We start from the raw sequence: 23,849 nt of genomic DNA on the forward strand, positions 1-23,849 counted from the left end.
AACTATAAAGTGTGATAAATTTAATGTGGGTATATTTGACACATAACTAAGCTCTTATTAACTTATTTTGCTAAGTAAAAACCGTATTTTATTTAGAGTATAATCTAAATTTGATACATTTATAAACTCAATATTCATGCCAATTAACAGAGGTTTTAACTTTAAAATAAAAGTTTTAGAAATATTTTCAAGCATAAACCGCCACAAACAAAAACTGTCATAAAATCAAACTATAAAACCAACAGTCTAAAAGAATATCATCATTAAAAAAGAGTAAGTGGAAAATAAAAACAGATCCAGAAAAACCAAATAAAACAAAATCTACTTTTGAGAAAAGATTTGACAGTTGGTGGGGGGATATAAAATTTTTTTAATTTAATGGCATGGTTAGGGGGAAAGTGGGTTGAGTCTGTACAATCAAAATAATTTTACTGGTATTAAATTGTTACAAATTCTACTATAAAGTAACATATGATTTTTTGAGAGATATTTAGAGGGGGGAATTTGTAGGAGGAGATTCACCAATGTGTTTTTTCACCCCAATAAAAAAAGGGTAAAAATTTTTTGATAATTGTTTATTCAAATGACCCAATTCAATTATTAGAAGTAGATTCTAATTTGTAAATTGCTGGTAAATTAATAAATATGGAAGAAACTAATAAAACATTTGAATTACATTTAAACGAATATATTATTAAAGGAATAATTACTTCGCTCAATGATGAAGAAATTGACACAATTGAAAATTTAGGAAGTAAAGAATATTCAGAAGCTGTTTTCAAGGTTATGGTAAGCTCTGAGCCTCTAGTTGATTTAGAGCTATTTAATATTTCCACTACAAAAATTTATATTGTTGGCTATAAAGGTAGAGAAGGACAGTTAGGCTATCTAAAAAATATGCAATTCATTCCAGATGATGAAGAAAATCACTTTGTAAATGTTATAAGTACAAATATTTTGAGTGTCTTGATGCTAAATGGAAACTCTGGGCATTTTACTTCGAAATAAATTTAAGAATATAGAATGAAAAATATTTATTTTAATACTGAAAATGTTGAATATGTAATTTTAGAAGTCGAAAACGATCAGAAAATAATTTCTGGAATTGAAAGTTATGTGAAGACAGATGGGAAATTAGAAGAAATCTTGTTAAAAACCTATTTTAATGACTTTCAATATATTCTTTTAGGAAAGTTATCTGACACATTTCTTTATTCAAAAATTCACGATTATGAAATTAATACTAAAGAAAAGTTTCAAAGTTTTATTTCAACGAACCATATAGAACTTGATAAAAATAAAATATACTATTTATTTAAAAAGAACAAAAATGGCTAATGTAAAAATTATTAGAGAAGTTACAAATGGATCTCCTGGAAATTGGAGACTTTGTTTTCAGTGGTGTGAGTATATTTATGATAATGGTTCAACAGAAAAAGGATATAGATTCATATGGAGAAGAGATGATGATACACTCCAAGCTGCAAGAGGACAAGCAAGAATACCAAGTTTCAGAGATATGCAAGAGTTAATTTTTCTTGCTGCTCAAGATGGATGGTTAGCAAGTATAGAATAAATACACTATACCTAGTAAATAACATTTAAAGGAACAATTTTTGCTTATGAAACACAGATTACAAAAATTTATATCTTTGTAATTCAAATTTTATCGAAAAAAGAAGCATAGCTTTTATTTTGTTTATAGAAATCTGACAGTTTCAAAAAACGATACAAAATAAATAGTTGATGACTCGTGCTATATGGCATGGGTTATACCTATTTGTATCGTTGGGTTTTGTCAGAACCTCTATAAGCAAGTATGGTTGATCCCATGCTTTCTTCATTTATAACCTTTCACTTTTGGGACTGAGTGAGTAAAATATTCACTTATGAAAAAACTATTATTCACAGTTTTTACAGCATTATCATTTATTGGTTGTTCAAATCACGATGATGAAAACACACAAACAACAACCAATCCAGTAGCAACACAGTATTTCCATCCTCCAACGTGGATTCAGGGGAAATGGCAGAAAGACGGTACGGCACTCTACAAGTTTACTAATGATGATTTTTATACTATTGCAGGGAGTATCGAAACAAGTTATAAATCAATATTACAGCAAGGTGCAAGTTTAGGAGCCTCTTCCAGTGTTCCAGAAAATATTTCCGAAACTGTATATGAATTTACGATTAAATCAGGTTCTGCAAATGCAGAATACAAGTTCAAAAAGATCAATTCTACCACAATTGAATGGGTAAATTATCCTTATGCTTCAACAGTAGGTGCATTTTATTTAACTAAACAATAATAATACTATCATGAAAAAGTTTTTATCAGCATTAGTAATTATTGTTTCAACAATAACTTTTGCACAACAAACAGAAAATCCAAAACAAACTGTCAAAGAATGTGATCTACCCTCCAATTATCAGGAGCCAAAACAAGACAAAAAAATCCAGTCTTGGTTAAAACGAGGTGATGCTACTATTGAAGATTTAAGAAAACATATTGCAGTTGAAAATGACTGTAACGAGAAAGATGTAATCTTTTTAAGAATTTCAGAACAGAAAGGAAATGGAATGTATTCCGTTTGCGTTGAAGGAAAGCCAATGAAATACAAACGTATGGGGACAGTTTTTATGGGTGCAGGGGAAAATCCTTTTAATGTGGCAAAATAATGGAAAATAGTGCAGAGTTACAATTAAAAGAGACTATCAGCCAAATGGTCGAAAAGTGTCTTGTAGCGGATCTGAAGGACATATTTATGGGTAAGAAAAACTATAAATCTAGCCTTGAACTCATTCTGGATTATGAGAAGTATTGGAATACCTCAGTCAATGAAATTTCAATGACTGCCAAAATTTCTAAAATCAAAATACAGGCTATTATCAGTGAAACATTTCAAACTATTAGAAAAACTTATCATCAACAGCCTATATATAGTGATTTAAGTCATATCATAGACAAGTATGTGAATAAATTAATTTCAGATCTCAACCATACAATCTCCAACTATTTAAAAGAAGACATAAAAGCAATAAAATACAAAAACAGTGATGATTTGAAGTTTATTTATGAAAATATGATTAATCACTATTTCATAAAAACTTTGAATATGAAAGAAAAATTTGCAAAAGGTTATTCGATTGAAGAAAGCCTTACAGAAAAGGTTATTCACAATATTTTTTATCAACTTAATAAAGATTATACCAAGGAGAGCAATTCAAGTGATTTGAGTTTACAAAGCCTTCTATTAAAAATGGAAAATATAAACACTAAAAAGAATTAAAATCCAATATGAAAAATCACAAAATCCATTTAAAACAATACGACAATCTGTTTCCTACTGATAAGGAAATTCGGATAGCACTACGAAAGTTAGGATTAAAAGATGTTGCATTCTCCATATTGAAAACTGTTGAGTTTGCCGAATTATCTGAAAAAAATTTAAAAACTGTCATTACGAGCAAACCTCAAAGTCCTTTAGAGGAATTATTAAAGACTCAACTTTTAAAATAAAAAACGTCAAGTTTTGACGTGATGCTAAAATATATTGTGAAAAAACTATACAAATTGTTATTTTCGTCATTCTATGGCTAAAAAGCTTTTTGATACAATGTATTTGGATTGGTTGGTATCTTTGAAAACTGAATGATTAAAATATAAAGATACAAGATTACACAACTAATAACTGTCAGATATTTATAGAGAAAATATGTTTTATTTCAGAACATCAATTTAGTATCTTTGAAACACCTGATTTAATAAAAAACTAATATTATGCAAATTGATATTGCTGGAAAAGTAAGAGAGAAAAAACTTGCTCATAATAATGTCCTCCTGCCTTTATATGAGGCAATAGTTAATTCAATACATGCAATTGAAGATGCAAAATTAAGTGAAAAAGGATTAATTGAAATTGATTTAATAAGATTAAACCAAGAAGAGTTCCCTTATGATGATTTACAAAAATTACCCCCTATTATTGATTTCCATATAAAGGATAATGGCATCGGATTTAATGAAGAAAATTATGATTCTTTCAATTTTGCTCATTCATCATATAAATTTGAAAAAAGAGGAGGGAAAGGAATAGGACGTATAACTTGGCTAAGAGCCTTTGAAAAGGCAATAATTGAAAGCCAATTTAAAGAAGGAGAAGTATTTAAAAAAAGAACATTTAATTTTGTACCAACTAAAAAAGGAATTGAAAAGGAGTCTTTAATTGAAATTGAAAGTAAAGAAGATTTTTGGTCAACAATTGTAATTTTAAAAAACTTAAAAGAAAATTACAGAAGATGGTGTAACAATAATTCCGAAGATATTGCATTTAAAATTATAGAGCATTGTTTTTCATTTTTTTTAGATTCTAATTGTCCTACAATTGTTTTAAAAGATGTAAATAAACCGATTGTCGTAAATGATTATTTCTCAATGTATATTAATAAAGCTGTTGAAGGAAAACCATTTACTATTAATACAAACAAATTTGATCTTGATATAGTAAAGTTATATAACACAAGAACAGATAATAAAGTACACTTACTTGCGCACAAAAGAGAAGTTATAAATTACCCAATTTCTGATACAATTCCTGAAATACCCGATTATTTTGTTGATGAAATTGGACAAAAATTTTCAATCAGCATATATGTCTCGGGAGATTATTTTGACGAGAATGGAAGGGTGAATGAAGAAAGAACAGGAGTTATTTTTGATAATGAAGAAAGTATGTTTGAAGAAGCTGTTACATTTCAAGATTTAAAAGATGGTGTTGCAGAAATCATTAGGGAACATTTCAAAGAGCATTTGGTTGAGTTTTCGGAGAAAAAATTTAATAGGGTTAGAACCTTTGTTACTTCTCATCCAAGATATAGACATTTATTGAAATATAAGCCTAATGATATTCTCAAAATATCTAATTCAAATGATGATTCAAAACTTGAAGTAGAATTATTTAAGATTCAACAAAAACTTGAATTAGAGGTTTTAAATGAAACAAAAGTTGAATTGCAGGGTATTGAAAACAAAGAGGATAAAATGAACGATGGTTTATATGAAAAAATTCTGGATGTTGGAAACGCTAAGCTTTCAGAATATATTCTACATAGGAAACATATTTTAGATCTGCTTGAATTAAATTTAAGAAAAAAGGAAAATAAATATTCTACTGAAGAAGTTATACATAATCTAATATTTCCACTTCGTAAAACTTCAGATGAAATTTCCCTTGATGAACACAATTTATGGGTGATTGATGATAAATTATCCTTTCATGATTATTTGGCATCTGATAAAACTTTTAAGTCAAACGAACGAACAGAATCAAAATCTACAAAGGAAACAGACTTATTGATTTTCAACAAAGCTCACTTGCTAACAGATGATGAAAAACCTTATTCATCGATAATAATTGTGGAGTTTAAAAGACCAATGAGAAATGATTATACAGATAGTGAAAATCCAATAAACCAGATAAATACTTACGTTAGGGAAATTATTAATAATAAAGTATTGGATAAGGACGGTAGACCTTTTGATATTAAGGATAAAACTCCAATATATGCATATATAGTTTGTGACTTAACCCCTAATATGAGAAAATTTGCTGAGGATCAAAATTTCACTGTTTTACCTGATAATGATGGTTATTTTAATTACAATAGGAATTATTATTTATATGTGGAAATAATCAGTTTTGATAAATTGATAAGAGATTCTAAGAACAGAAATAAAGTCCTTTTTGAGAAACTTAATTTACCAACTGTCTAAATTGAATAAATCAAAATATGTAAGATTTAATATCATAAATGAAGGGTTTTACTATCCATATCACTATAGTAAAACCCTTCATTTTTAATAATTAATAGGAAGAGGGTAAGATTTATTACAATCTTCAAATAGCTGGTTAAATTTCTGAATAATCAAATCTTTTATATATATGAATTTTTTATCCATTTTTTTATCCTCAATAAACTTCAACAATTTCTTTTTATGTCTACTTTTTGTAGATTCTGAAAAATCTTTTCTTTTCCAATAAGAATATTCCAGTTTGTTGCCGAGATTTGCAATTTCTTCCTTAGAAAGTCCCTCAGTAAATCGATCATCAATAATAATAAGATCTTCAAACTTTTTCATAAAATCATTAAATAGACCCAAGTTTTTATGAGGGTCGTATAAATCAAGAAAGTTGATTATTCCTAATTTCTTTAGCTCTTTCGTGTTATACTTCAATTCGACTCTTAATAGTTCATAATCAAGCTTATTTTGTCTGCCTTTATCATAAATTTTAAAGATGTGATTTCCTGATTTAAACTTTTTAAGTACAAAATTTTTGTTATCTTCAAAAACATAATGGGGTTTAAAATTATATAATAAAACATTTTTTTCAATCAGATCCTTTACGTTTATATCTACTGCAAGATTGAACCCAAATTCCAATGATGTAATTTTAGTATCTAAGAAATCATATTCAGGAAATTCATTTAATAATTCATCTAAGGTTTGTACCAGATCACAATAAGAAAAATCGTTATAATTATATTCTTTTCCTGTCATAATTAAATTATGATACTTATGTATAGAATTTTCAATATAAGCACTTTGGGGGTTTATGACATACACCAATGATCCAATTTTTCCTTTAATTGGATAGTATAAGGCTTCTGGATTATCATTTTTTAGATCCTCACTGTCAATAGTACAATTGAATTTTCTATTTTTCTTAATTAAACTTTCAAAATGCATTTTGTCTTTAAAATAAATTCTCAAATTATCCTGCATAGCTTCTTATTTTATGTTTAACAGATAATAATTGTTGATTACTTTTCCAACCTTTATTTTTGAAATAAAATTGCTTCTCATTTTTTAACATTTCTTTGTTTTTCTTTGTCTTCATTTAGCAATTTTAGTGAGCGATTTTGGAACGACAAAAAATGTTAAAATTATTTTAATGCTTTTGGTGTATTATTTTGTATTACAGCAAGTTAATTAATTTTATAAATACCCCCACATTTGATAAAATAACTGACGTAGCATTAGTTGGTGGGGGAAGTTATCCTCAACCAGGAGAAATTTCTCTGGCTCATAACGGAGTCTTGTTTCTGGATGAAATGCCGGAATTTAAACGAACTGTTTTGGAAGTAATGCGTCAACCGTTGGAAGATCGGGAAGTTACTATTTCAAGAGCTAGATTTACCGTTAACTACCCGGCAAGTTTTATGTTGGTTGCCTCAATGAACCCAAGTCCCAGCGGCTTTTTTCCGGATGATCCCAATAACACTTCATCCGTTTACGAAATGCAACGCTATATGAACAAGCTTTCCGGACCGCTTCTTGATAGAATTGATATTCATATTGAAGTTCAGAAAGTTGAATTTGAACAGTTGTCTGAAAAAAGGAAAGGAGAGAAGAGTGAAGATATAAGAAAACGTGTTTTAAAAGCAAGAGAAATTCAGAATGAAAGATATAAAAATCTGAATATAAGCAGTAATGCACAGATAGGACCTAAAGAACTTGAGGCTTTTTGTGAATTAGATGAAACCTCTTTACAACTTATAAAATTAGCAATGGAAAAACTTAATCTGTCGGCAAGAGCATATGACAGAATACTGAAAGTTGCCCGTACTGTTGCTGATCTTGAAGAATCTGAAAAAATTCTTTCACATCATATTTCCGAAGCAATACAGTATAGAAGTTTAGACAGAGAGTTTTGGAATGGCTAATTAAAATTCAGGTATTAAAATATAGGGAGTGAATAGCTAAACTCCCTTTTTTCCATTCAGGATCATTTGTATCATTTTGATTTTTCTGTTTTCTCTGGTTTCCGGTTTCTTTGCTTCCTCTATCCAGCGGATATATTCTTTTTTGTGAGTATAGCTCATCTTATCAAATAATAACTTGGCTTCCGGATTATCATTAAAAACCAAGGTAATATCATTCGCTATTTCAACAATTCGTTCTTCTTTATCTTCAATAAGAGAGACAATTATTTCATCTCCAAAAGTTTTTCCAAGCTTCTTTCTGATCACCTGTGTTATGCCTAAAATATGACAATCAGATTTCATTTTGGCAAGGCTTCCACGATATTCGATTTTATGATCAAATATTGCCTTCACTTTTATCATCCCTTTTTTATTAAACAGTTCTTCTGTGGAAAAGGGAAATTCGACAAATGCGGCATTCATCTCTTCGTTTTGTTTAATAATTGCAGTAAAGTCTATAGGCTGAAGTTTCATAACAGAACAAATTTTAATGATCAAAAATAAAAAAACCGTGAAAGTAAATTTCACGGTTTCAAAATATATCAAAAAAGATTATTTTTTCTTTGTTTTCTTAGGAGTTGTTGTAGTTCCTGAGTTTTTAGTTTTTGTATCAGCCGGAGTGTTTTCATCTCTTACAAGCTTTAATTCATCCACTAATCTTCTTGCACCAGCAAACTTATCAATTGTCCAAAGTACGAAACGAACGTCAACGTTGATTGTTTTCTGCCATTCAGGCTCAAATACGATATCTCCGCTTAATGCTTCACTGTTTCCATCGAATGCAATACCGATAAGGTTTCCATCACCATCAATTACCGGAGAACCAGAGTTCCCTCCTGTAATATCATTGTTTGAAAGGAAGTTTACAGGCATATATCCTTTTGCATCAGCATATTGTCCGAAATCTTTAAGGTTATAAAGATCAATTACTCTTTGAGGAAGATCGAATTCTTCATCACCTTTCTTGTATTTTCCAACAAGACCAGCCATGTCTGTATAGTAGTTATCTGTAACACCAAAGTAGTTTCTGTCTTCTCTGATAGGAAGCTTATCTACTGTACCGTAAGTTAATCTCATCGTAGAGTTAGCATCCGGGTAGAATTTCTTTTCAGGCATTGCTTTCACTAAACCAGCTAAGAATAGACGGCTGTTTTTTGCAAAGTTATCATCTACTTTTACATATCTTTCAGTGCTCATTTTCTGATCAGCAACAATACCATTAGCTGCTTTCCAAAGTGGATCAGCATCAAGTTTTAACGCATCTGGATTTAATAAGAAATTTGTTACAGAGGTTTTGTTAGCAAAAATAGAAGAATAAGCAAGGTTAGATACATTTTTAGCATCTAATCCTAAGATTGTAGCAGACGCCACTTCAGTATTTTTTACTTTAGCTTGGTAAAGACTAGTCATTGCGGCAAGCATTTCACCTTCTAAAGAAGGGCTGAAGTTTTCATAAGCAGCTTTAACCGCAGCTTCAGTTTTAGCTTTCATTGCTAATCTTCCTTGCATATCCTGAGCTGCATAAGCTTTTAATACAGAACCTACTTGTAAAGCAAGAGAAATATATTTAGCATTTCTTGAAAACTGAGAAGCATAGTTTCTTTCAACATTTCTGTCTGAAGTTTGCTTATAATAAGCTCCTATATCTTCTAAAACACCATCATACATGTTGTTTGCTGGCATAGCAGCCCATGTTTTGAAGGTTTCTTCGATTTTCATTTTGTCAGAAATTGTACCGTTTTTCTCTACAGCATCAATTGTTCCTTGTCTGTTTTTCCAGTAGTTTGCTACAGAAGCGTACTGAGAAGCATAGTTAAGCTGAGTAGCTTTATCTTTATCCATGTACTTCTTCATTACATCCATTGCAGTTTTAGAAGCCTCAACCCAAGCTGGGTAATCTTTTCCTACCATCTGCTGAATTCCGTAAGAAGTCAGGTAACGGTTTGTTCTACCAGGATATCCCATGATCATTGAGAAATCGCCAGGCTTAATTCCTTTAAGAGAAACCGGTAAGAAATGCTTAGGTTTCATAGGAACATTGCTTGGAGAATATTCAGCAGGGTTACCAGCAGCGTCAGCATATACTCTGAATACAGTGAAGTCTGCAGTATGCCTTGGCCACTCCCAGTTGTCAGTATCACCCCCGAATTTTCCTAATGATGAAGGAGGAGCACCTACTAATCTTACATCTTTGTAATCCTGGTATACGAAATAGTAGAATTCATTTCCGTTGAAGAAATCTTTTACTACTACAGTATATTTTCCGTTTTCAGAGTTTTCTGTTTGGATTGCTTTAGTTTCAGCATCGATAACAGCTTTTCTCTCTGCTCCGGTCATATTATTGTTTAGCTTAGACGTGATTCTTTGAGTAGCATCATCCATTCTTACTAAAAATCTTACATAAAGATCCTTTGCATTGAACTCGTCTTTTTGCTTCATTGCCCAGAAACCATTCTTTAAATAGTCTTTTTCAGGAGTAGAAGCTGCAGCCACAGCACCATAACCACAGTGGTGGTTTGTGAATAAAAGTCCTTTGTCAGAAACAATCTCACCTGTACAGAAACCACCGAAACTTACGATAGCATCCTTCATGCTGGAATTGTTCACTGAATAAATTTCTTCAGGCGTCAGATGTAGACCCTCCTTTTGCATATCAACACCGTTAAGTCTTTTGATGAGCATTAGCAGCCACATCCCCTCATCCGCCCTCATCTGAGCAAAGCTCAACAAGAAAGTGAATAGTAGAAATAGTCTTTTCATTTTATAAAATAATTTTTGTGATGCTAATTTACTAATTTTTACGAGATTCTGCAGTGGATTGGTATGAAAATGGGATGATAAAGCGCATGAAAAGAATACTATTATCCCTTTTGGCTGTTTTATTTTTAGGAGTTGTTCTAAATTGTTCAGCCGTTCCTCAGGTCAAAGATTACAAGATTCAGAGACAATGGATGTTGGTTTCCCTTGAAGGATTTTCTAAAGACCAGCTCATTGCTCATAAAGCAGAGCTTAATTTGACATCCCCAATAGAAGATGGTAAAATTCAAGGAAGTGTATATATGGGTTGTAATCAAATGTCTTATACCACTGAGTTTAAAGAAAATGGGACTGTGAAAATTTCAAATGGAATAGGCACCATGAAAGCATGCAGCGACATGAATCTGGAAACTGCTTTTCAGAAAAATTTTAATACGATGACAAAATATACTGTAGAAGGACATTTCCTTACTCTGTCTGATGATAAAGGAAACTCAATGAAATTTGTTGCAGCAGATTGGGATTAATTTATCCTGAATAAAAATATAAAAAGTCCGCTACAAAGCGGACTTCTTTTTGTTTGAAAAATCTAGTTTGGTTATCAGCTTTTGAGAGTTACTAGTTTTTGAGGGTCATTAGTTTTTAGGGATTGTTTTTTTTATTTCCTCTAAAGTTGCCGTGTTTGGCAGTCCAATGGTTGTTTTACTTGTGTTCCTAGAATTTATAGTATGAGATGCCTGTCTGTTGGGAATCGTTTTTTTGATGTCTTCAAGACTTGCTGTATTGGGAAGCATTTTGCCTGAAGAGTTGTCTGTGGATTTGGGTTTAGACTCTTTATTTTTAACTTCAAGTCCATGATCGGAAACAAATCCTGTTTGTGTCGTTTTTTTCTCCACATTTTCTTTAGTCTCCTTCAATATCTTTGCTTCATGCTCTTTTACCTGCTTTAATGTTGATGTCTGATCTTCTACAGGAGCAGATTTTGTACTTTCCTGGGCGTAGGTAATCATGCTTAGAAATAATAGCGGGATGATATATGCTGTTTTCATGACGGTTTATTTTATGTTGACTAATACTTGAATTTTTCCAATCTCTTTTTGATCATAATCCTGAAGTGCTTTTCCGATGACCTGTCCTATTTTTACCTTTTTAAGGTCAGCTTTCATTGCAGTACCAGCTTTGGATGAGGTAACCAAGAGATCTCCTCTTTTGATTTTACCGTTCTCCAGACAAACTTTTGTAGGTATAACGCCGATCACGCCCATCGGAACTTTATTGGAAAGGTCTGTATCAATATGTTCCTCAGTAAGAAGTACTCCTGGTTTGGTAGCATACACTCCGGCTACAAGATTAGAATAGGGGCTTGAAGATTTTTCTACCGTTCTGTCAGCTGTTGTTGAAATAGTAAGAATGTCACCCGGCTCATATTCAGAAATATTTCCATTTACATCAAATGCTTCTGCAACATCGGCACCACTGTTTTGTGTACCTCCGTTAAAAAAGCCTTTTCCGGTATTATCTATACGAGCCACATTTACCGTTCCTGGATTTCCAGATTTAAATACGGCAATAGATCCGGCACTATGGGTTTCTGCTGTAAGGACAGGATTAGTATTGGATGTATTAAAATTGACAAGTCTTGCTGCCCGTCCGGTTCCAAAATTAGGAACCCATGCGAAAAGAGCGTTTCCTGATCCGTCTGCTGTTGTTTCAACTCCATCTCCTGTATTGGATGCGTTGGCGGTGATTCCATTCCCGTTTCCATCTGCAATAGCAACTAAAGCAGGTCCGTTTCCGGCGGGGTTACTTGCATGAAATAAGCCACCAAACCCTCCTGTTCCTGAAGATATTCCATAAATACCGGCAGTTCCGAAATTAGCAAACTGAGAATTGACTTCTCCTTTTACTGCAGGAGATGTACCAGTAACCCTATCTACTTTAAAACTTCCGGCAGTACCATTTCCTATGGTCTTTACTGTTACGACATCACTTGTGTTATTTTCATTGAAGATTTCAAATCTACCAGCTCTTCCGGTTGAAAAAGAAGGAACCCATGCATACAAAGCATTTCCTGCTCCGTCAATATTGGTTTCCACACCATTTCCGTCTTTTCCGGCATTGGCTGTAATAGCATTTCCGTTTCCATCTGTAAGCGCAATTAAGGAAGCTCCGTTTCCTGAAGGATTGGATGCATAGAATAATCCGGCACGTCCTCCTGTTCCTGAAGACACTCCAAATACTGCTGCTGCTCCAAAGTTTCCGAAAATAGTGTTCACTTCCGCTCGTACTGCCGCTCCCACACTGTTAGTATTATCAAGCAGGAAAGAAGAGGCATTTCCTTTTGTATTGTCTGGAATATTACCATTTCCGTTTGATTTAACTTCAAAAGTATTGGCTTCGGTATTAGATTGATTTGTATTTTCAAACCTACCAGCCCGTCCGGTACTGTTGTTTAATCCTACCTGTCCATATACACCAACTCCGGTTCCTGCTGTATTGGTAGCGATGAAACCTCTTACTCCATAACCTCCGCCATCATTTCTTCCAACGACGGCTCCTGCGATATCACTTGTGGTAAGCCCTACAACAGCTTCTCCATTGCCATTATTACTACCCAACACCCCGGCAGAAGTCTGCGCACTGGTTGATCCTCTGAGGGCAATACCTGCTCCTGTAGAACTGGCTACACCATCACCATTACCTGATGTAGTAACGGTTACAACTGTTCCGTTTCCTACACTGGAAACATTGAGAGCGTTATTATTATTGGCATTATTGAAAATGGAAATACTTGCTGGAATACCATTATTACTGGTTGCTGTAAGTCCGGTACCTGTATTACTGTTGGCATAAACTCCGGTTCCGTTTGCTGTAGCGTTACCATAGACACCTAATCCGTTTGGAGTGGTACCATAAGCACCCCAGCCGCTTCCAGCCTGACTTCCCCATACTCCAATTCCAAGTCCTCCGGTTCCGTTATTAATTCCCCGAACGCCGCTGGAGAACCCACCTGGTGCTGTATTGCTTACAATACCTCTCACGGCGGTAATACTTGATGTGGTTGTATTGTTGACTCCTTCCAGTGAGGTTCCATCTCCGTCATTTGTTAATGAAAATAGGGTAGATGCATTATTAACCGTATTGGTGTAAGGAATGGTGAAACTGCCACCACCGCCACCTGCCGATTTTGCATACATAGCATAAGGTACACTTAATAGCTGGCTGGTTCCTACTATTGTATAGCTGGTTCCACCTGCTGGGTCAGTTTCTGTTTTTAAATAATAACTTCCTGAAGACCAGTCAATAGAAGCAAACGTTCCTGAAAGTACAGTTCCAGTACCTATTTCCATACTGATTAATCCATTGGCATTGGTATTTCCGGTAAGTCGTTCCGAATAAACAGCTGCTCCTGCGGGTGAGCCTTGTAGTACACTTACTCTAATGGCTATTGCCTGATTACCTAAAAGCTGTCCGGAACCATTTCTGATTACTGCTTGGTAGCTCATTTTTTCTGGAGCCTGTGAAAGCCCCATAAAGAGCCCAGACAAGATCCAAAACATGGATAATATTTTTTTCATGGTGATTATTTTTTAATGATTTTAAAGGTCTTGATGTTTTCTCCCCCCTGATTGATCCTTATGATGTACATTGCAGATGGTAGAGAAGAAAAATTAAGCTCGGATTTTGATTGTAAAATCATGTCTTTTTTGATCAGCTTCCCTTGTGAGTCGAAAAGCTGATATTCTGAACCTTTATAATTATTTGTGGTAAAATCAAGATACAGATAGTCTTTGAAAGGATTAGGATAAATTAAAATACCTTCAAGGTTTGAGTACGGTTCGAGGGTGGCAAGTGTAATGATTTCGTAAGGTTGCTGTACACCCTCCATGACCTGAGGATCAGTACCTTTGAAAAGATATGTGATCTGACCTACACTATAACAGCTTGAGCCATTACCTCCTGAGGCATCCGTTCCGGTTGCTAATACTGCTGATTGGGCATGCAGGATTGAAGCGGGAAAGATGAACAGAATACAATAATAGATAGATATTCTTTTCATGAATAACAGTTTTAAGTTACTAATAAATGTCTTTTCTCAATGTGAAATTTGGGAAGACTAAATTACTGCCTATCAGAATTGAATAAGAGAAAAATAGACGAACGGCAGAAATAATCGACCAATAGCATTTGGTGAATTATTATTGGAAATCAGTGCTTGATTTTTTAGGATTCAAAAAAGGAAAGATTATCCTTGTAGGTCCTTCCGATAGGAAGTTTGATCTGGTGTATCAGTTCTATTTCATGACAGTTTTTCCCACGGATGAGATGACGGGGTACAGCATAGCTCCGGTGGATTCTTACAAAAGAGTCAAAAAAGCTTTTATGAAGAAGATTACCTAGAGAATCCAGAATACAATGCTTTTTTTCAAGGGTAATAATTCTGGTATAATCTTTTAACGCTTCCAGATAGAGAATATCTGTTTTTCTGACCTGAAAAATATTGCCGCTTTCTTTTAATTTGATAAAATCCTGCCCTAGGATGGCATCGTAGCATTCACACTTTTCTTTTGCCTTAAAAAACTCAAACAGTCTTTGCATAGAATAATGAAAACGCTCTTTAGTTAAGGGCTTGGTAATAAAATCCAAAGTGTCCATTTCAAAAGCAGATGCAGCAAGTTCGGGATAAGAACTTACAAAGATGCATGCCGGTATTTTTCTTGCCAGTTTTCTAAATTCCAGACCACTCATAGCTTTCAGATTAGTTCCTGTGATGAGAAGATCAATGGGAAGTTCGAGATAAGGAATTGCTTTTTCTGCCGAATCAAAAGAAGCAACAATTTCAATATTTTCATATTGTCTGAGATAACGCTGAAGAACCAGCCTGTCCAGTTCATCATCATCAATAATCATACATTTGATATAGGGAATCATGATCTTCTGGGGTGTTAATTTTTAATTTAAATATTTAAAAATCAGAAAATTATTACATAAAGTTATTGATTTTTTATAAAACAATACGTATGTCAACTTAAATTTATATTAAAAAGTGTTATTAAATAAAAATTGATTTTGTTTTTTTTCTGAAAAATATTATCTTGTAAAAATCATAAACATAGACAGAACTTAATGTTAGAAAAGAAAGAACATAATTATGAGAAAGCAGTCTTGGTGGGAATTGTAACCCAACATCAGGACGAAGAAAAACTTACAGAGTACATGGACGAACTGGAGTTTTTAGCTTTCACTGCCGGAGCAACTGTACAAAAGCGCTTCACTCAAAAATTAACACAGCCTGATTCCAAAACCTTTATTGGAAGTGGAAAAGCACTTGAAATAAAAGAATATGTAAAAGAAAACGAGATTGGAACCGTCATTTTTGACGATGAACTTTCTCCTTCACAGCTGAAAAACCTGGAAAGAGAAATGGAAGTCAAAATTTTGGACCGTACCAACCTTATTCTTGATATTTTTGCGCAAAGAGCACAGACTTCTTATGCAAGAACTCAGGTTGAATTGGCTCAGTACCAATATCTGCTACCTCGACTGACAAGAATGTGGACTCACTTGGAGCGTCAGAAAGGGGGAATCGGGATGAGAGGTCCTGGGGAAACAGAAATTGAAACTGACCGTCGTATCATTCGTGACAGAATCACTTTGTTGAAAGATAAGCTGAAAACGATTGATAAGCAGATGGCAACTCAGCGTAACAATCGCGGAAAAGTAGTTCGTGCTGCGTTGGTAGGGTATACCAATGTCGGGAAATCTACTTTGATGAATTCTCTTTCAAAGTCTGAAGTTTTTGCTGAAAATAAATTGTTTGCAACTTTAGATACTACGGTACGAAAAGTTGTAATCGGGAATCTACCATTCTTACTTACTGATACGGTAGGATTCATCAGAAAACTACCTACACAGCTGGTAGAATCGTTCAAATCTACATTGGATGAGGTACGTGAAGCAGATCTTCTGATTCATGTGGTAGATATTTCCCATGAAAGTTTTGAAGACCATATTGCTTCTGTTAATCAGATTTTAATGGATATCAATGCTCATCAGAAACCAATGATCATGGTGTTTAATAAGATTGACGATTTCAGCTATGAGAAGAAGGATGAAGATGATTTGACCCCTAGTTCAAAGAAGAATATTTCTCTTGAAGAATGGAAAAAAACATGGATGGCGAAATCCAAGTATCCTACTGTTTTCATCTCTGCACTTACAAAGGAAAACTTCCCGGAAATGAAAAAGATGATCTACGATGAGGTTATGAAGATTCATATTTCCAGATTTCCGTACAACGATTTCCTTTTTGAGTACTTTGATGACGAGGAGGAAGAAAACAACAAATAATGAGATACCATTTTTTCCTTTTATTCATTCTGTTTTCGGTTTTTGGGTTCAGCCAGAAATCAAAAGTAGATTTTAAGGCTATTGAAAAAAGTCTGAAAAAAACTGATTCTCCATACAATTATGAGAAGCTTATTTTTAAATATAAAGGTTATCCTAAGTCTTTAGATAGTATAGAATCTCAATATCTTTATTATGGAAGGAATTTTAGAAATGATAAGATAACGACTTCAGATGATGGTTTCAAAAACCTGGCAGAGGCTTTTAAGCAAAATAGTTTTGAAGAATGTATCAAGCAAGGGAAGGCTTTGTATGATAAAGATCCTACCAATCTTGATATTCTTTTAATTCTTCTTAGGGCATATGATTCTAAGAAGGATGGTAATAATTTTATGCACCATCTTACTCAGTTTCGTTCACTTGCAGATGGAATAAAGAGTTCAGGGGACGGGAAATCCGAAAAAACGGCTTATTTAGTCAATTCCGTAGGGGATGAGTATATTCTTCTTAATATCCTGAATATAGGAAAGGATTACACAAGAGGTTCAAAACCATCCAAAGACGGGATGTATGATATCTGGGAAAAAGATGGTAACAAAATTTATATCAAAGTACTTTATTTAGAACTAACCAATTAATCTTAAAAAACACTTAGTGGAATTATATTATTCATTTTCAGCATTAATCGTATTAGCATCTATATTTGCATATCTTAACTACAGATTCTTAAAACTTCCAAGTACTATTGGGATTATGGTGATTGCCATTGTGGTTTCCATCTTTCTGGTATTGTTTGGAGAAACTGTATTACCAAGAACTTTCGGACACCTTAATAGCCTTATGGAAAGTATTGATTTTACGGAAATTCTGATGGGAGCAATGCTTAACTTCCTTCTCTTTGCAGGAGGAATTCACATTAATATTAATGATCTCAAAGAACAGTTTCGTCCGGTACTGATATTTTCCACGGTGGGAGTGGTGATTTCCACTTTTGTGGTTGGTTTCGGGATGTTTTATTTGCTTCCTTATGTAGGAGTTAAGCTTCCGTTTATTTACTGTCTTGTATTTGGGGCATTGATTTCTCCTACGGATCCGGTAGCGGTACTAAGTGTCTTAAAACAGGCAAAGGTATCAAAGTCTCTGGAAACAAAAGTTGCCGGAGAATCTCTTTTCAATGATGGTATGGCTGTTGTGGTCTTCACAGTAGTTTTACAGCTTGCAGTGGGGAAAGAAGTGGATCTTGGGGTGGAAAGTATAGGTTTACTGTTACTTCATGAAGCTGGTGGAGGTATTCTATTAGGTGTTTTGCTGGGATGGGTAACGTCCAGATTGATGCGTGAAGTGGATGATTATATTATTTCCGTGCTGGTAACACTTTCTGTGGTGATGGGAGGTTATCTTATTGCCAGACAAATGCACATTTCAGGTCCATTGACGATGGTCGCGGCAGGATTATTTATGGGGAATTTTAACAGAAACTTCAAAATGAAGTCCGTTACTCAGGATTATCTGATCAAATTCTGGGAACTGATTGATGAAATTCTGAATGCTGTACTATTCCTGTTTATCGGATTTGAGCTTTTAATGATCAAAGATCTGAAGCACTTCATGATTCCTGGATTACTAGCGATTTTTGTGGTTCTATTTGCAAGGTTTATCTCAATATGGGGTCCTACAAAATTTACTTCTCTAAGAAAGAGTTTCAGCCCGCAGACGGTGAAAGTATTGGTTTGGGGAGGAATTCGTGGTGGGGTTTCCATTGCATTGGCGATGTCTATTCCTAAAAGTGAATATAGTGAGATTATTCTTAGTATTACCTATTGTGTGGTAGTGTTCTCTATTATTGTTCAAGGACTTACCATAGCTAAAGTAGCAAATCCCAACCAGATTGTAAAAGAAGAAGAGGAACAAGGGATTTTAGAAGATGAAGCTTAGTTTTTTTTAAACAGATTGTTATTAAAATGAGTAGTATTGTTAAAGAAATCAAGGAAGCTCTTGCCGTCTTATCCATTCCTGAAAAAGCAGAATTCTTTCCAAGGTTTTTCAAAACAGGAAAAGGAGAGTACGGTGAAGGAGATCTGTTTTTGGGAGTGAAAGTTCCTGATCAAAGGTCGGTGGCAAAAGAATACTACTCAAAAATTAACTTGAAAGAACTAAGTGAGTTACTTTCTTCAGAATATCATGAACATCGTCTTACAGCTCTTTTTATGCTGATTTCAAAGTTTGAAAAAACAAAAGATATTGCAGTAAAAACTGAAGTGGTGGAATTCTATCTTAATCATCTTCCTTACGTTAATAATTGGGATCTTGTAGACTCAAGCTGTTATAAAATTCTGGGGAGATATGCATATGAAAATAAAAAAGAAAATCTTCTGAGAGAACTTTCGGAAGCTGAAGAAATGTGGCATAAGAGAATAGCAGTGGTAGGAACAATGCATTATATCAAAAAGGGTTCTTTTGAGCTTACTAAAGAATTTGTAACCAGAAACCTAAAGCATTCCCATGATCTGATGCATAAAGCAAACGGCTGGTTATTGCGAGAAATAGGAAACATAAACGAAGGAGAGCTCATCTCTTATCTGAACTCATATTACAAAGAAATGCCAAGAACCTGCCTGCGATATGCTATAGAAAAACTAGATGAAGGAATGAGACAGGATTATTTAAAAGGGAGAATATGATGGATTGTCTCTTTTGGAAATCATGTACTCATTATTTTTTGCACTTTGGTTTTCCGGTATTCATTGCATTGATCTTTTATCGTAAAAATTGGAAAAAAGTTTATCTCATTCTGTTGGCGACAATGCTGGTAGATTTGGATCACCTTTTTGCTAACCCTATTTTTGATCCTTCCAGAAACAGTATCGGATTCCATATTTTACATTCATATTATGCTATTGCAGTGTATTGCGCGATGCTATTTTTTAAAGGTAATATCAGAATTATTGCCATTGGACTTTTAATTCATATGATCACGGATTTTCAGGACTTTACCTTTTGGTGTCATTAAAATATCATTAATATTTTCTTTTAGTCTTTAAAAAGTTATAGTTTTTTTGTATTTTGTAGTCACTTTATGAGATTTAGAGAACTTTTACATTATACTTATATTTTTCCTGTCCTTGCGGTAGTTTACTACTTTTCAGGACTGATGGGTGGTGGTGTCATTTATGATATCATTGCCGGAATTTTACTCATTGGGAGCGTTCTATCGGCAGTGCATCACGCTGAAGTTGTAGCCCATAAAGTAGGAGAGCCGTTCGGGACTATTATCCTCGCACTTTGTATTACCATTATTGAAGTCGCTTTGATCATCTCACTGATGGTCGCCGGCGGAGATCAGGCGATCACGCTGGCAAGAGATACCGTTTTTGCTGCCGTCATGCTTATTCTTAATGGTATTTTAGGAATCTGTATTTTAGTAGGTGGCGTTAAATACCACGAACAATTCTTTGCGAGAACTTCTGCTACAACATATCTGGTAAGTATTGTTTCTATTTTAATACTGACCCTTGTTCTTCCTAATTTTACTTCAAGCGTTAATGGTCCTTTCTATAATGAAGCTCAGCTTATATTTGTATCCATCGCATGTCTTGTTATTTACGGAGTTTTCCTGATGGTTCAGACGATGAGACACAGAAGCTATTTCATTGTACCTGATGAACATCCTGAAGAACATTATATTCCTTCATTATCTAAAACTTTAATTAGTTTTGGTTTTCTGGTTGTTTGTCTTGTTATCGTCGTCCTTATGGCAAAAGGCTTGTCTGATACCATTGAAAACATGGTTCAGAGCTTAGGAGCGCCAAAATCCTTAGTCGGAGTTATTATTGCTGCGGTAGTACTTCTTCCGGAAGGTGTGGCGGCTATTCGTGCGGCAAGAGCCAACCAAATTCAATCCAGTTTAAATCTGGCTCTGGGTTCAGCATTAGCGAGTATAGGGCTAACGATTCCGGCAGTTTCTACAGTTTGTATCATGTACGATATTCCATTGGTTTTAGGATTGGATAAAAAAGATGTAATTCTGCTTTCCTTATCAGTGTTTATAGTGATGCTTTCCTTAAGCCGGGGAAAAACAAATATCCTTTACGGAACCGTTCTTCTCGTGAATTTAGCAGCCTATATTTTTACAGTGATTGTTCCTTAAAATCGTAAATCATATTTTTAAAAATAAAAAGAGTCTACAATATTTAAAATTGTAGACCCTGTATTTACTGTTTTTATCTTTTAGTCTTGCATATCCCATAGTTCTCCTTCTCCTTGGTAACCATTCTGTAACCACATTTTGTCAAAAGCATGGCTAAGCGTTTTACCCTTTTCTTTGCCATAGCAATTGAAGGAAACTTTATTCGGGCTGTGTACTACCAGTTCCCACTCTTCGCCTTCTCCCTGAATACCGTTTTGTAACCATAATTTATCAAAAGCATGGCTTAAGTATAGCCCTTTTTCTTTGCTGGTACATCTTAATGCCACTCTGTTGTTTGATAATTTTTCAAGAATGAAAACTTCGCCTAATCCTCTGATGCCATTTTGAAGAAATACTTCTCCATTTCCATGACTTAAGAATTGTCCTTGTTCTTTTCCTAAGGCTTGTAATAATACTACCTGAGCTGTTTCTACGTTTTCTTTAACTAGTTCCATGATTTCTGAGTTTTTAAAAAATTTCCTACTCTGATTGCTTTTCGGATACCGCAGTCAAAATTTGTTTAAGACGTCTGTAGTAATTTTGATGAAGTAAAGGTAGATATTAAAAAAACGAATTCAATCAGTAGAAATACTTAAAAATCAACTATTTACAAATATAACCAAATGGTGAGTTATTTTATTTCTTCTGATTATTCATGGCGTTTTGCACTTTAAAATTAAAAATGTACCTATGTTTGATGACGGAAAAATCTGATAATTTTCAGGGGAATGATAAGAAAATTAATGGAATATCTGCTTAAAGTCTTCTTGCCAGTTCCATTTTGAAAGCCATAAGCTTTGCTATATTTTCAGATTTGTAGATTGCCATATCTGCGTTTTCACCTACGAAATTCTCTTCGATGGTAGTTCGCCACAATTCCAGCCATCTGTCGAAATGCTTTTGTTCCATTGCCTGAATTTCATTAATAGGAAAATGTACCCCCATAGGATTTCCTTTGTAAGTCATCTGTCCAAATAAAATAGACTCCCAAAAAGAATACATCTTTGGAAGGTGCTTATCCCAGTCAACTTTTGCGACATCATTAAAAAAGAAGCTAATAGTTTCATCCTTAACGACTTTTGCGTAAAATGAATTCACAAGGTGTTCAATGTCTTCTCTTGATTCAAGCTTTTTCATATTTCAAATGTACAGCAAATTCAAAACATAAATCTATAGATTGAATTGATAAATTTCATAAAAACAATATTTTATCTTTGTACCCGGAGATGAAATAAAGAATGAATTTAGACTTTTATAAAAAACAGGCTTTACAAAAGCAGAAAGAACATAAAAAATTTCTGGACGGATTAAAGAAGAAACCGCCCAAAAATCTTGATTATATTGTACAGGAAACCCATGATGAAGTCTTTGATGAAATAGACTGTTTACAATGTGCCAATTGCTGTAAAACAACAGGTCCTCTATATACTGAAAAAGATATTGAACGTATTGCAAAGCATCTTCGTATGAAGTCTGCTGATTTTGAAGCCAAATTCTTAAGAGTAGATGAAGACAATGATAAAGTACTTCAGAACCTACCATGTTTCTTTCTAAATAGTGATAATACCTGCTCTATATATGAAGTAAGACCAAAGGCGTGCAGAGAATATCCGCATACAGATCGTAAAAAGATTTATCAGATTAATAATTTAATGCTGAAAAATACAGTCATTTGCCCAGCTGCATTTGAATTTGTAGAGAAAATGATGAAGAATGTCGGCAAATAATCAAGGTGAATAAAGAGCCGTAATTTATTTAACAGTTGTTATATCATGATAATGATCTTTAAAACAATTATTAAGGCTAAGAAATAGCGATTTTTTCAGGGTTTAAAATTTTCAGATACCTTTTTTCGGATTTCGGTCTTATATATAATTGCTCTTAAATAATTATAAAGTCCGTTAAATTAGTTTGTTACAGATAATTTTGTAAATAATGTCTCGTTTAGTTTAAACAATCATTTAAAATATTACATTATGAAAAAGTTATTTTTAACTGCGGCATTTACATTAGTTGGTGTCATTGCAGTATCAGCTCAAACGGAAACACAAAAGAAACCGGCTGAGACACCAAACACTACCCAAACACAACCAAAAACAGAAGAAATGAAAACAGACTGGAATACGCCTACAACGACAACCAGTCAAAAGCCGAGTACTCCCGCAACGAATGCTCCTGTTACAGAGCCGGCAGCTGATCCATCAGTAAACCCGGGAACGACTCCTGAAGCTACAAAACCTTCTGATGCAACCAAAGAAGAAAAGAAATCTAAAAAGAAAAAGTGATAGTATTTTAGTAAACAACTAGTCTGAATCCTGAAGTCTTGTATTTCAGGGTTTTTTCCGTTCTATTTCATCAATCCTAAATTCAACAATTTTAGTAATTAAATCAAACGGAAGACTTTCTGTGATGGGAAACTGTACAGCCCCTTTAGAAAATTTGTATTTTCTTTCTTCGAAATCTCTTTCGAAATTCTTAATTCCTTCAGCTCCCGGATAAAATCCGATATGTTTTTGATATGCTGCAAAGTAAACTAAAGGTTTTCCTTTATACTTGAAAGCAGGCATCTGATATCCTATATACTCCTCTAAATCTGGGGTAGCCGTATGGATTGTATTTCTCAGTTCAAGTAGTTTTTCCTGCACATTTATAGGAAATAGGAGAACATATTCATCAATATTTTTAAAGGTGTTTTTCATACACATAAAAATAAAAAAAGCGCTGCATATAGCAACGCTTTCTCCTTTCACTTTTTACTTTTTTCCCATTAACCCCGGGAACAGGCTATATT

At 33.8% G+C, this 23,849-nt stretch carries 28 protein-coding genes and 1 pseudogene; 18 read left to right on the forward strand and 11 right to left on the reverse strand.

What is annotated here, in order from left to right; translation table 11 throughout:
- The first annotated feature begins 645 nt into the window (after window positions 1-645).
- The 8 genes from BW983_RS10830 to BW983_RS10865 all read left to right on the forward strand — a co-directional run bounded on the left by BW983_RS10830 (window position 646) and on the right by BW983_RS10865 (window position 5,776).
- Window positions 646-1,008 carry a hypothetical protein gene (locus BW983_RS10830; protein WP_076551975.1) on the forward strand — a complete coding sequence of 121 codons (363 nt, stop codon included), beginning with the start codon at window positions 646-648 and terminating at the stop codon, window positions 1,006-1,008.
- A 15-nt stretch (window positions 1,009-1,023) separates the two neighbouring features.
- Window positions 1,024-1,338, forward strand: coding sequence for a hypothetical protein (locus tag BW983_RS10835; protein WP_076551976.1), 315 nt, complete (start codon window positions 1,024-1,026; stop codon window positions 1,336-1,338).
- Window positions 1,331-1,576 carry a hypothetical protein gene (locus tag BW983_RS10840; protein WP_076551977.1) on the forward strand — a complete coding sequence of 82 codons (246 nt, stop codon included), beginning with the start codon at window positions 1,331-1,333 and terminating at the stop codon, window positions 1,574-1,576. The genes BW983_RS10835 and BW983_RS10840 overlap by 8 nt, the downstream gene beginning before the upstream one ends.
- 313 nt (window positions 1,577-1,889) lie before the next feature.
- Window positions 1,890-2,312, forward strand: coding sequence for a hypothetical protein (locus BW983_RS10845; RefSeq protein WP_076551978.1), 423 nt, complete (start codon window positions 1,890-1,892; stop codon window positions 2,310-2,312).
- 10 nt (window positions 2,313-2,322) lie between these two features.
- Window positions 2,323-2,682: a hypothetical protein gene (locus BW983_RS10850; RefSeq protein ID WP_076551979.1), complete on the forward strand. Its 360-nt coding sequence runs from the start codon at window positions 2,323-2,325 to the stop codon at window positions 2,680-2,682.
- Complete coding sequence (locus BW983_RS10855; protein ID WP_076551980.1) at window positions 2,682-3,293, forward strand: hypothetical protein; 612 nt, start codon at window positions 2,682-2,684, stop codon at window positions 3,291-3,293. The genes BW983_RS10850 and BW983_RS10855 overlap by 1 nt, the downstream gene beginning before the upstream one ends.
- A gap of 8 nt (window positions 3,294-3,301) precedes the next feature.
- Window positions 3,302-3,523: a hypothetical protein gene (locus BW983_RS10860; protein ID WP_076551981.1), complete on the forward strand. Its 222-nt coding sequence runs from the start codon at window positions 3,302-3,304 to the stop codon at window positions 3,521-3,523.
- A 261-nt stretch (window positions 3,524-3,784) separates the two neighbouring features.
- Entirely contained in the window at window positions 3,785-5,776 is a 1,992-nt protein-coding gene (locus tag BW983_RS10865) for a hypothetical protein (protein ID WP_076551982.1), read from the forward strand.
- Window positions 5,777-5,860: 84 nt separating this feature from the next.
- On the opposite strand, the gene BW983_RS10870 is transcribed toward BW983_RS10865, so the two are convergent.
- Both BW983_RS10870 and BW983_RS24505 read right to left on the reverse strand, forming a co-directional pair.
- Window positions 5,861-6,787, reverse strand: coding sequence for a hypothetical protein (locus BW983_RS10870; RefSeq protein WP_076551983.1), 927 nt, complete (start codon window positions 6,785-6,787; stop codon window positions 5,861-5,863).
- Window positions 6,777-6,902: a hypothetical protein gene (locus BW983_RS24505; protein ID WP_262484592.1), complete on the reverse strand. Its 126-nt coding sequence runs from the start codon at window positions 6,900-6,902 to the stop codon at window positions 6,777-6,779. Before BW983_RS24505 ends, BW983_RS10870 begins: the two co-directional genes overlap by 11 nt.
- A gap of 124 nt (window positions 6,903-7,026) precedes the next feature.
- Here BW983_RS24505 and BW983_RS10875 point away from each other — a divergent pair.
- A pseudogene (locus BW983_RS10875) lies at window positions 7,027-7,728 on the forward strand (YifB family Mg chelatase-like AAA ATPase); the annotation flags it as partial.
- Window positions 7,729-7,764: 36 nt separating this feature from the next.
- Here BW983_RS10875 and BW983_RS10880 read toward each other — a convergent pair.
- Together BW983_RS10880 and BW983_RS10885 are read right to left on the reverse strand one after the other, a co-directional pair.
- Window positions 7,765-8,241 carry a YdeI/OmpD-associated family protein gene (locus BW983_RS10880; protein WP_076551984.1) on the reverse strand — a complete coding sequence of 159 codons (477 nt, stop codon included), beginning with the start codon at window positions 8,239-8,241 and terminating at the stop codon, window positions 7,765-7,767.
- 78 nt (window positions 8,242-8,319) lie between these two features.
- A complete protein-coding gene (locus BW983_RS10885) occupies window positions 8,320-10,527 on the reverse strand; it encodes a S46 family peptidase (RefSeq protein ID WP_076551985.1) in 2,208 nt (735 codons plus the stop codon).
- Between the two features lie 86 nt (window positions 10,528-10,613).
- On the opposite strand from BW983_RS10885, the gene BW983_RS10890 reads away from it, so the two are divergent.
- Entirely contained in the window at window positions 10,614-11,051 is a 438-nt protein-coding gene (locus BW983_RS10890; protein ID WP_076551986.1) for an META domain-containing protein, read from the forward strand.
- A gap of 108 nt (window positions 11,052-11,159) precedes the next feature.
- Here the strand turns inward: BW983_RS10890 and BW983_RS10895 are convergent, their stop codons facing one another.
- The 4 genes from BW983_RS10895 to BW983_RS10910 form a co-directional block, all read right to left on the reverse strand.
- Window positions 11,160-11,573, reverse strand: coding sequence for a hypothetical protein (locus BW983_RS10895; protein ID WP_076551987.1), 414 nt, complete (start codon window positions 11,571-11,573; stop codon window positions 11,160-11,162).
- A gap of 6 nt (window positions 11,574-11,579) precedes the next feature.
- Entirely contained in the window at window positions 11,580-14,102 is a 2,523-nt protein-coding gene (locus tag BW983_RS10900) for a beta strand repeat-containing protein (protein WP_076551988.1), read from the reverse strand.
- Window positions 14,103-14,107: 5 nt separating this feature from the next.
- Entirely contained in the window at window positions 14,108-14,584 is a 477-nt protein-coding gene (locus BW983_RS10905; protein WP_076551989.1) for a T9SS type A sorting domain-containing protein, read from the reverse strand.
- Between the two features lie 164 nt (window positions 14,585-14,748).
- Window positions 14,749-15,456 (reverse strand): LytR/AlgR family response regulator transcription factor, encoded by a 708-nt coding sequence (locus tag BW983_RS10910; RefSeq protein ID WP_076551990.1) that lies wholly within the window; start codon window positions 15,454-15,456, stop codon window positions 14,749-14,751.
- 195 nt (window positions 15,457-15,651) lie between these two features.
- Between BW983_RS10910 and hflX the strand changes: the two genes are divergently transcribed.
- From hflX to BW983_RS10940, 6 genes are all read left to right on the forward strand, one after another.
- Window positions 15,652-16,875 (forward strand): GTPase HflX, encoded by a 1,224-nt coding sequence (gene hflX / locus BW983_RS10915; RefSeq protein ID WP_076551991.1) that lies wholly within the window; start codon window positions 15,652-15,654, stop codon window positions 16,873-16,875.
- On the forward strand, window positions 16,875-17,510 hold the full coding sequence (locus tag BW983_RS10920; RefSeq protein ID WP_076551992.1) for a DUF4919 domain-containing protein: 636 nt from the start codon (window positions 16,875-16,877) through the stop codon (window positions 17,508-17,510). Before hflX ends, BW983_RS10920 begins: the two co-directional genes overlap by 1 nt.
- Window positions 17,511-17,526: 16 nt before the next feature.
- Window positions 17,527-18,807, forward strand: a complete 1,281-nt coding sequence (locus BW983_RS10925; RefSeq protein WP_076551993.1) for a cation:proton antiporter — start codon at window positions 17,527-17,529, stop codon at window positions 18,805-18,807.
- A gap of 26 nt (window positions 18,808-18,833) precedes the next feature.
- Window positions 18,834-19,553: a DNA alkylation repair protein gene (locus tag BW983_RS10930; protein ID WP_076551994.1), complete on the forward strand. Its 720-nt coding sequence runs from the start codon at window positions 18,834-18,836 to the stop codon at window positions 19,551-19,553.
- Complete coding sequence (locus BW983_RS10935; protein WP_076551995.1) at window positions 19,550-19,882, forward strand: DUF6122 family protein; 333 nt, start codon at window positions 19,550-19,552, stop codon at window positions 19,880-19,882. Before BW983_RS10930 ends, BW983_RS10935 begins: the two co-directional genes overlap by 4 nt.
- A 66-nt stretch (window positions 19,883-19,948) precedes the next feature.
- The gene (locus BW983_RS10940) at window positions 19,949-21,019 is read left to right on the forward strand and encodes a calcium:cation antiporter (RefSeq protein WP_076551996.1); all 1,071 of its coding nucleotides are present in this window, start codon (window positions 19,949-19,951) and stop codon (window positions 21,017-21,019) included.
- Window positions 21,020-21,099: 80 nt separating this feature from the next.
- Here BW983_RS10940 and BW983_RS10945 read toward each other — a convergent pair whose 3' ends face one another.
- Window positions 21,100-21,513, reverse strand: a complete 414-nt coding sequence (locus BW983_RS10945; RefSeq protein ID WP_065395658.1) for a fascin domain-containing protein — start codon at window positions 21,511-21,513, stop codon at window positions 21,100-21,102.
- Between the two features lie 301 nt (window positions 21,514-21,814).
- A complete protein-coding gene (locus tag BW983_RS10950) occupies window positions 21,815-22,195 on the reverse strand; it encodes a group III truncated hemoglobin (RefSeq protein WP_076551997.1) in 381 nt (126 codons plus the stop codon).
- A gap of 101 nt (window positions 22,196-22,296) precedes the next feature.
- On the opposite strand from BW983_RS10950, the gene BW983_RS10955 reads away from it, so the two are divergent.
- Together BW983_RS10955 and BW983_RS10960 are read left to right on the forward strand one after the other, a co-directional pair.
- Window positions 22,297-22,785, forward strand: a complete 489-nt coding sequence (locus BW983_RS10955; RefSeq protein ID WP_076551998.1) for a YkgJ family cysteine cluster protein — start codon at window positions 22,297-22,299, stop codon at window positions 22,783-22,785.
- A 249-nt stretch (window positions 22,786-23,034) separates the two neighbouring features.
- On the forward strand, window positions 23,035-23,343 hold the full coding sequence (locus BW983_RS10960) for a hypothetical protein (RefSeq protein WP_076551999.1): 309 nt from the start codon (window positions 23,035-23,037) through the stop codon (window positions 23,341-23,343).
- Between the two features lie 45 nt (window positions 23,344-23,388).
- On the opposite strand, the gene BW983_RS10965 is transcribed toward BW983_RS10960, so the two are convergent.
- Window positions 23,389-23,757: an iron chaperone gene (locus BW983_RS10965; protein ID WP_084184435.1), complete on the reverse strand. Its 369-nt coding sequence runs from the start codon at window positions 23,755-23,757 to the stop codon at window positions 23,389-23,391.
- Window positions 23,758-23,849 lie beyond the last annotated feature (92 nt).

Source organism: Chryseobacterium ureilyticum (genome assembly GCF_900156735.1).
GTDB classification, from domain to species: Bacteria; Bacteroidota; Bacteroidia; order Flavobacteriales; family Weeksellaceae; genus Chryseobacterium; species Chryseobacterium ureilyticum.

Excerpts from the sequence above, each read along its gene's own strand:
- BW983_RS10830 (WP_076551975.1), top strand. The coding sequence starts at position 646 with ATGGAAGAAACTAATAAAACATTTGAATTACATTTAAACGAATATATT.
- BW983_RS10835 (WP_076551976.1), top strand. The coding sequence starts at position 1,024 with ATGAAAAATATTTATTTTAATACTGAAAATGTTGAATATGTAATTTTA.
- BW983_RS10840 (WP_076551977.1), top strand. The coding sequence starts at position 1,331 with ATGGCTAATGTAAAAATTATTAGAGAAGTTACAAATGGATCTCCTGGA.
- BW983_RS10845 (WP_076551978.1), top strand. The coding sequence starts at position 1,890 with ATGAAAAAACTATTATTCACAGTTTTTACAGCATTATCATTTATTGGT.
- BW983_RS10850 (WP_076551979.1), top strand. The coding sequence starts at position 2,323 with ATGAAAAAGTTTTTATCAGCATTAGTAATTATTGTTTCAACAATAACT.
- BW983_RS10855 (WP_076551980.1), top strand. The coding sequence starts at position 2,682 with ATGGAAAATAGTGCAGAGTTACAATTAAAAGAGACTATCAGCCAAATG.
- BW983_RS10860 (WP_076551981.1), top strand. The coding sequence starts at position 3,302 with ATGAAAAATCACAAAATCCATTTAAAACAATACGACAATCTGTTTCCT.
- BW983_RS10865 (WP_076551982.1), top strand. The coding sequence starts at position 3,785 with ATGCAAATTGATATTGCTGGAAAAGTAAGAGAGAAAAAACTTGCTCAT.
- BW983_RS10870 (WP_076551983.1), bottom strand. The coding sequence starts at position 6,787 with ATGCAGGATAATTTGAGAATTTATTTTAAAGACAAAATGCATTTTGAA.
- BW983_RS24505 (WP_262484592.1), bottom strand. The coding sequence starts at position 6,902 with ATGAAGACAAAGAAAAACAAAGAAATGTTAAAAAATGAGAAGCAATTT.
- BW983_RS10880 (WP_076551984.1), bottom strand. The coding sequence starts at position 8,241 with ATGAAACTTCAGCCTATAGACTTTACTGCAATTATTAAACAAAACGAA.
- BW983_RS10885 (WP_076551985.1), bottom strand. The coding sequence starts at position 10,527 with ATGAAAAGACTATTTCTACTATTCACTTTCTTGTTGAGCTTTGCTCAG.
- BW983_RS10890 (WP_076551986.1), top strand. The coding sequence starts at position 10,614 with ATGAAAAGAATACTATTATCCCTTTTGGCTGTTTTATTTTTAGGAGTT.
- BW983_RS10895 (WP_076551987.1), bottom strand. The coding sequence starts at position 11,573 with ATGAAAACAGCATATATCATCCCGCTATTATTTCTAAGCATGATTACC.
- BW983_RS10900 (WP_076551988.1), bottom strand. The coding sequence starts at position 14,102 with ATGAAAAAAATATTATCCATGTTTTGGATCTTGTCTGGGCTCTTTATG.
- BW983_RS10905 (WP_076551989.1), bottom strand. The coding sequence starts at position 14,584 with ATGAAAAGAATATCTATCTATTATTGTATTCTGTTCATCTTTCCCGCT.
- BW983_RS10910 (WP_076551990.1), bottom strand. The coding sequence starts at position 15,456 with ATGATTCCCTATATCAAATGTATGATTATTGATGATGATGAACTGGAC.
- hflX (WP_076551991.1), top strand. The coding sequence starts at position 15,652 with ATGTTAGAAAAGAAAGAACATAATTATGAGAAAGCAGTCTTGGTGGGA.
- BW983_RS10920 (WP_076551992.1), top strand. The coding sequence starts at position 16,875 with ATGAGATACCATTTTTTCCTTTTATTCATTCTGTTTTCGGTTTTTGGG.
- BW983_RS10930 (WP_076551994.1), top strand. The coding sequence starts at position 18,834 with ATGAGTAGTATTGTTAAAGAAATCAAGGAAGCTCTTGCCGTCTTATCC.
- BW983_RS10935 (WP_076551995.1), top strand. The coding sequence starts at position 19,550 with ATGATGGATTGTCTCTTTTGGAAATCATGTACTCATTATTTTTTGCAC.
- BW983_RS10940 (WP_076551996.1), top strand. The coding sequence starts at position 19,949 with ATGAGATTTAGAGAACTTTTACATTATACTTATATTTTTCCTGTCCTT.
- BW983_RS10945 (WP_065395658.1), bottom strand. The coding sequence starts at position 21,513 with ATGGAACTAGTTAAAGAAAACGTAGAAACAGCTCAGGTAGTATTATTA.
- BW983_RS10950 (WP_076551997.1), bottom strand. The coding sequence starts at position 22,195 with ATGAAAAAGCTTGAATCAAGAGAAGACATTGAACACCTTGTGAATTCA.
- BW983_RS10955 (WP_076551998.1), top strand. The coding sequence starts at position 22,297 with ATGAATTTAGACTTTTATAAAAAACAGGCTTTACAAAAGCAGAAAGAA.
- BW983_RS10960 (WP_076551999.1), top strand. The coding sequence starts at position 23,035 with ATGAAAAAGTTATTTTTAACTGCGGCATTTACATTAGTTGGTGTCATT.
- BW983_RS10965 (WP_084184435.1), bottom strand. The coding sequence starts at position 23,757 with ATGAAAAACACCTTTAAAAATATTGATGAATATGTTCTCCTATTTCCT.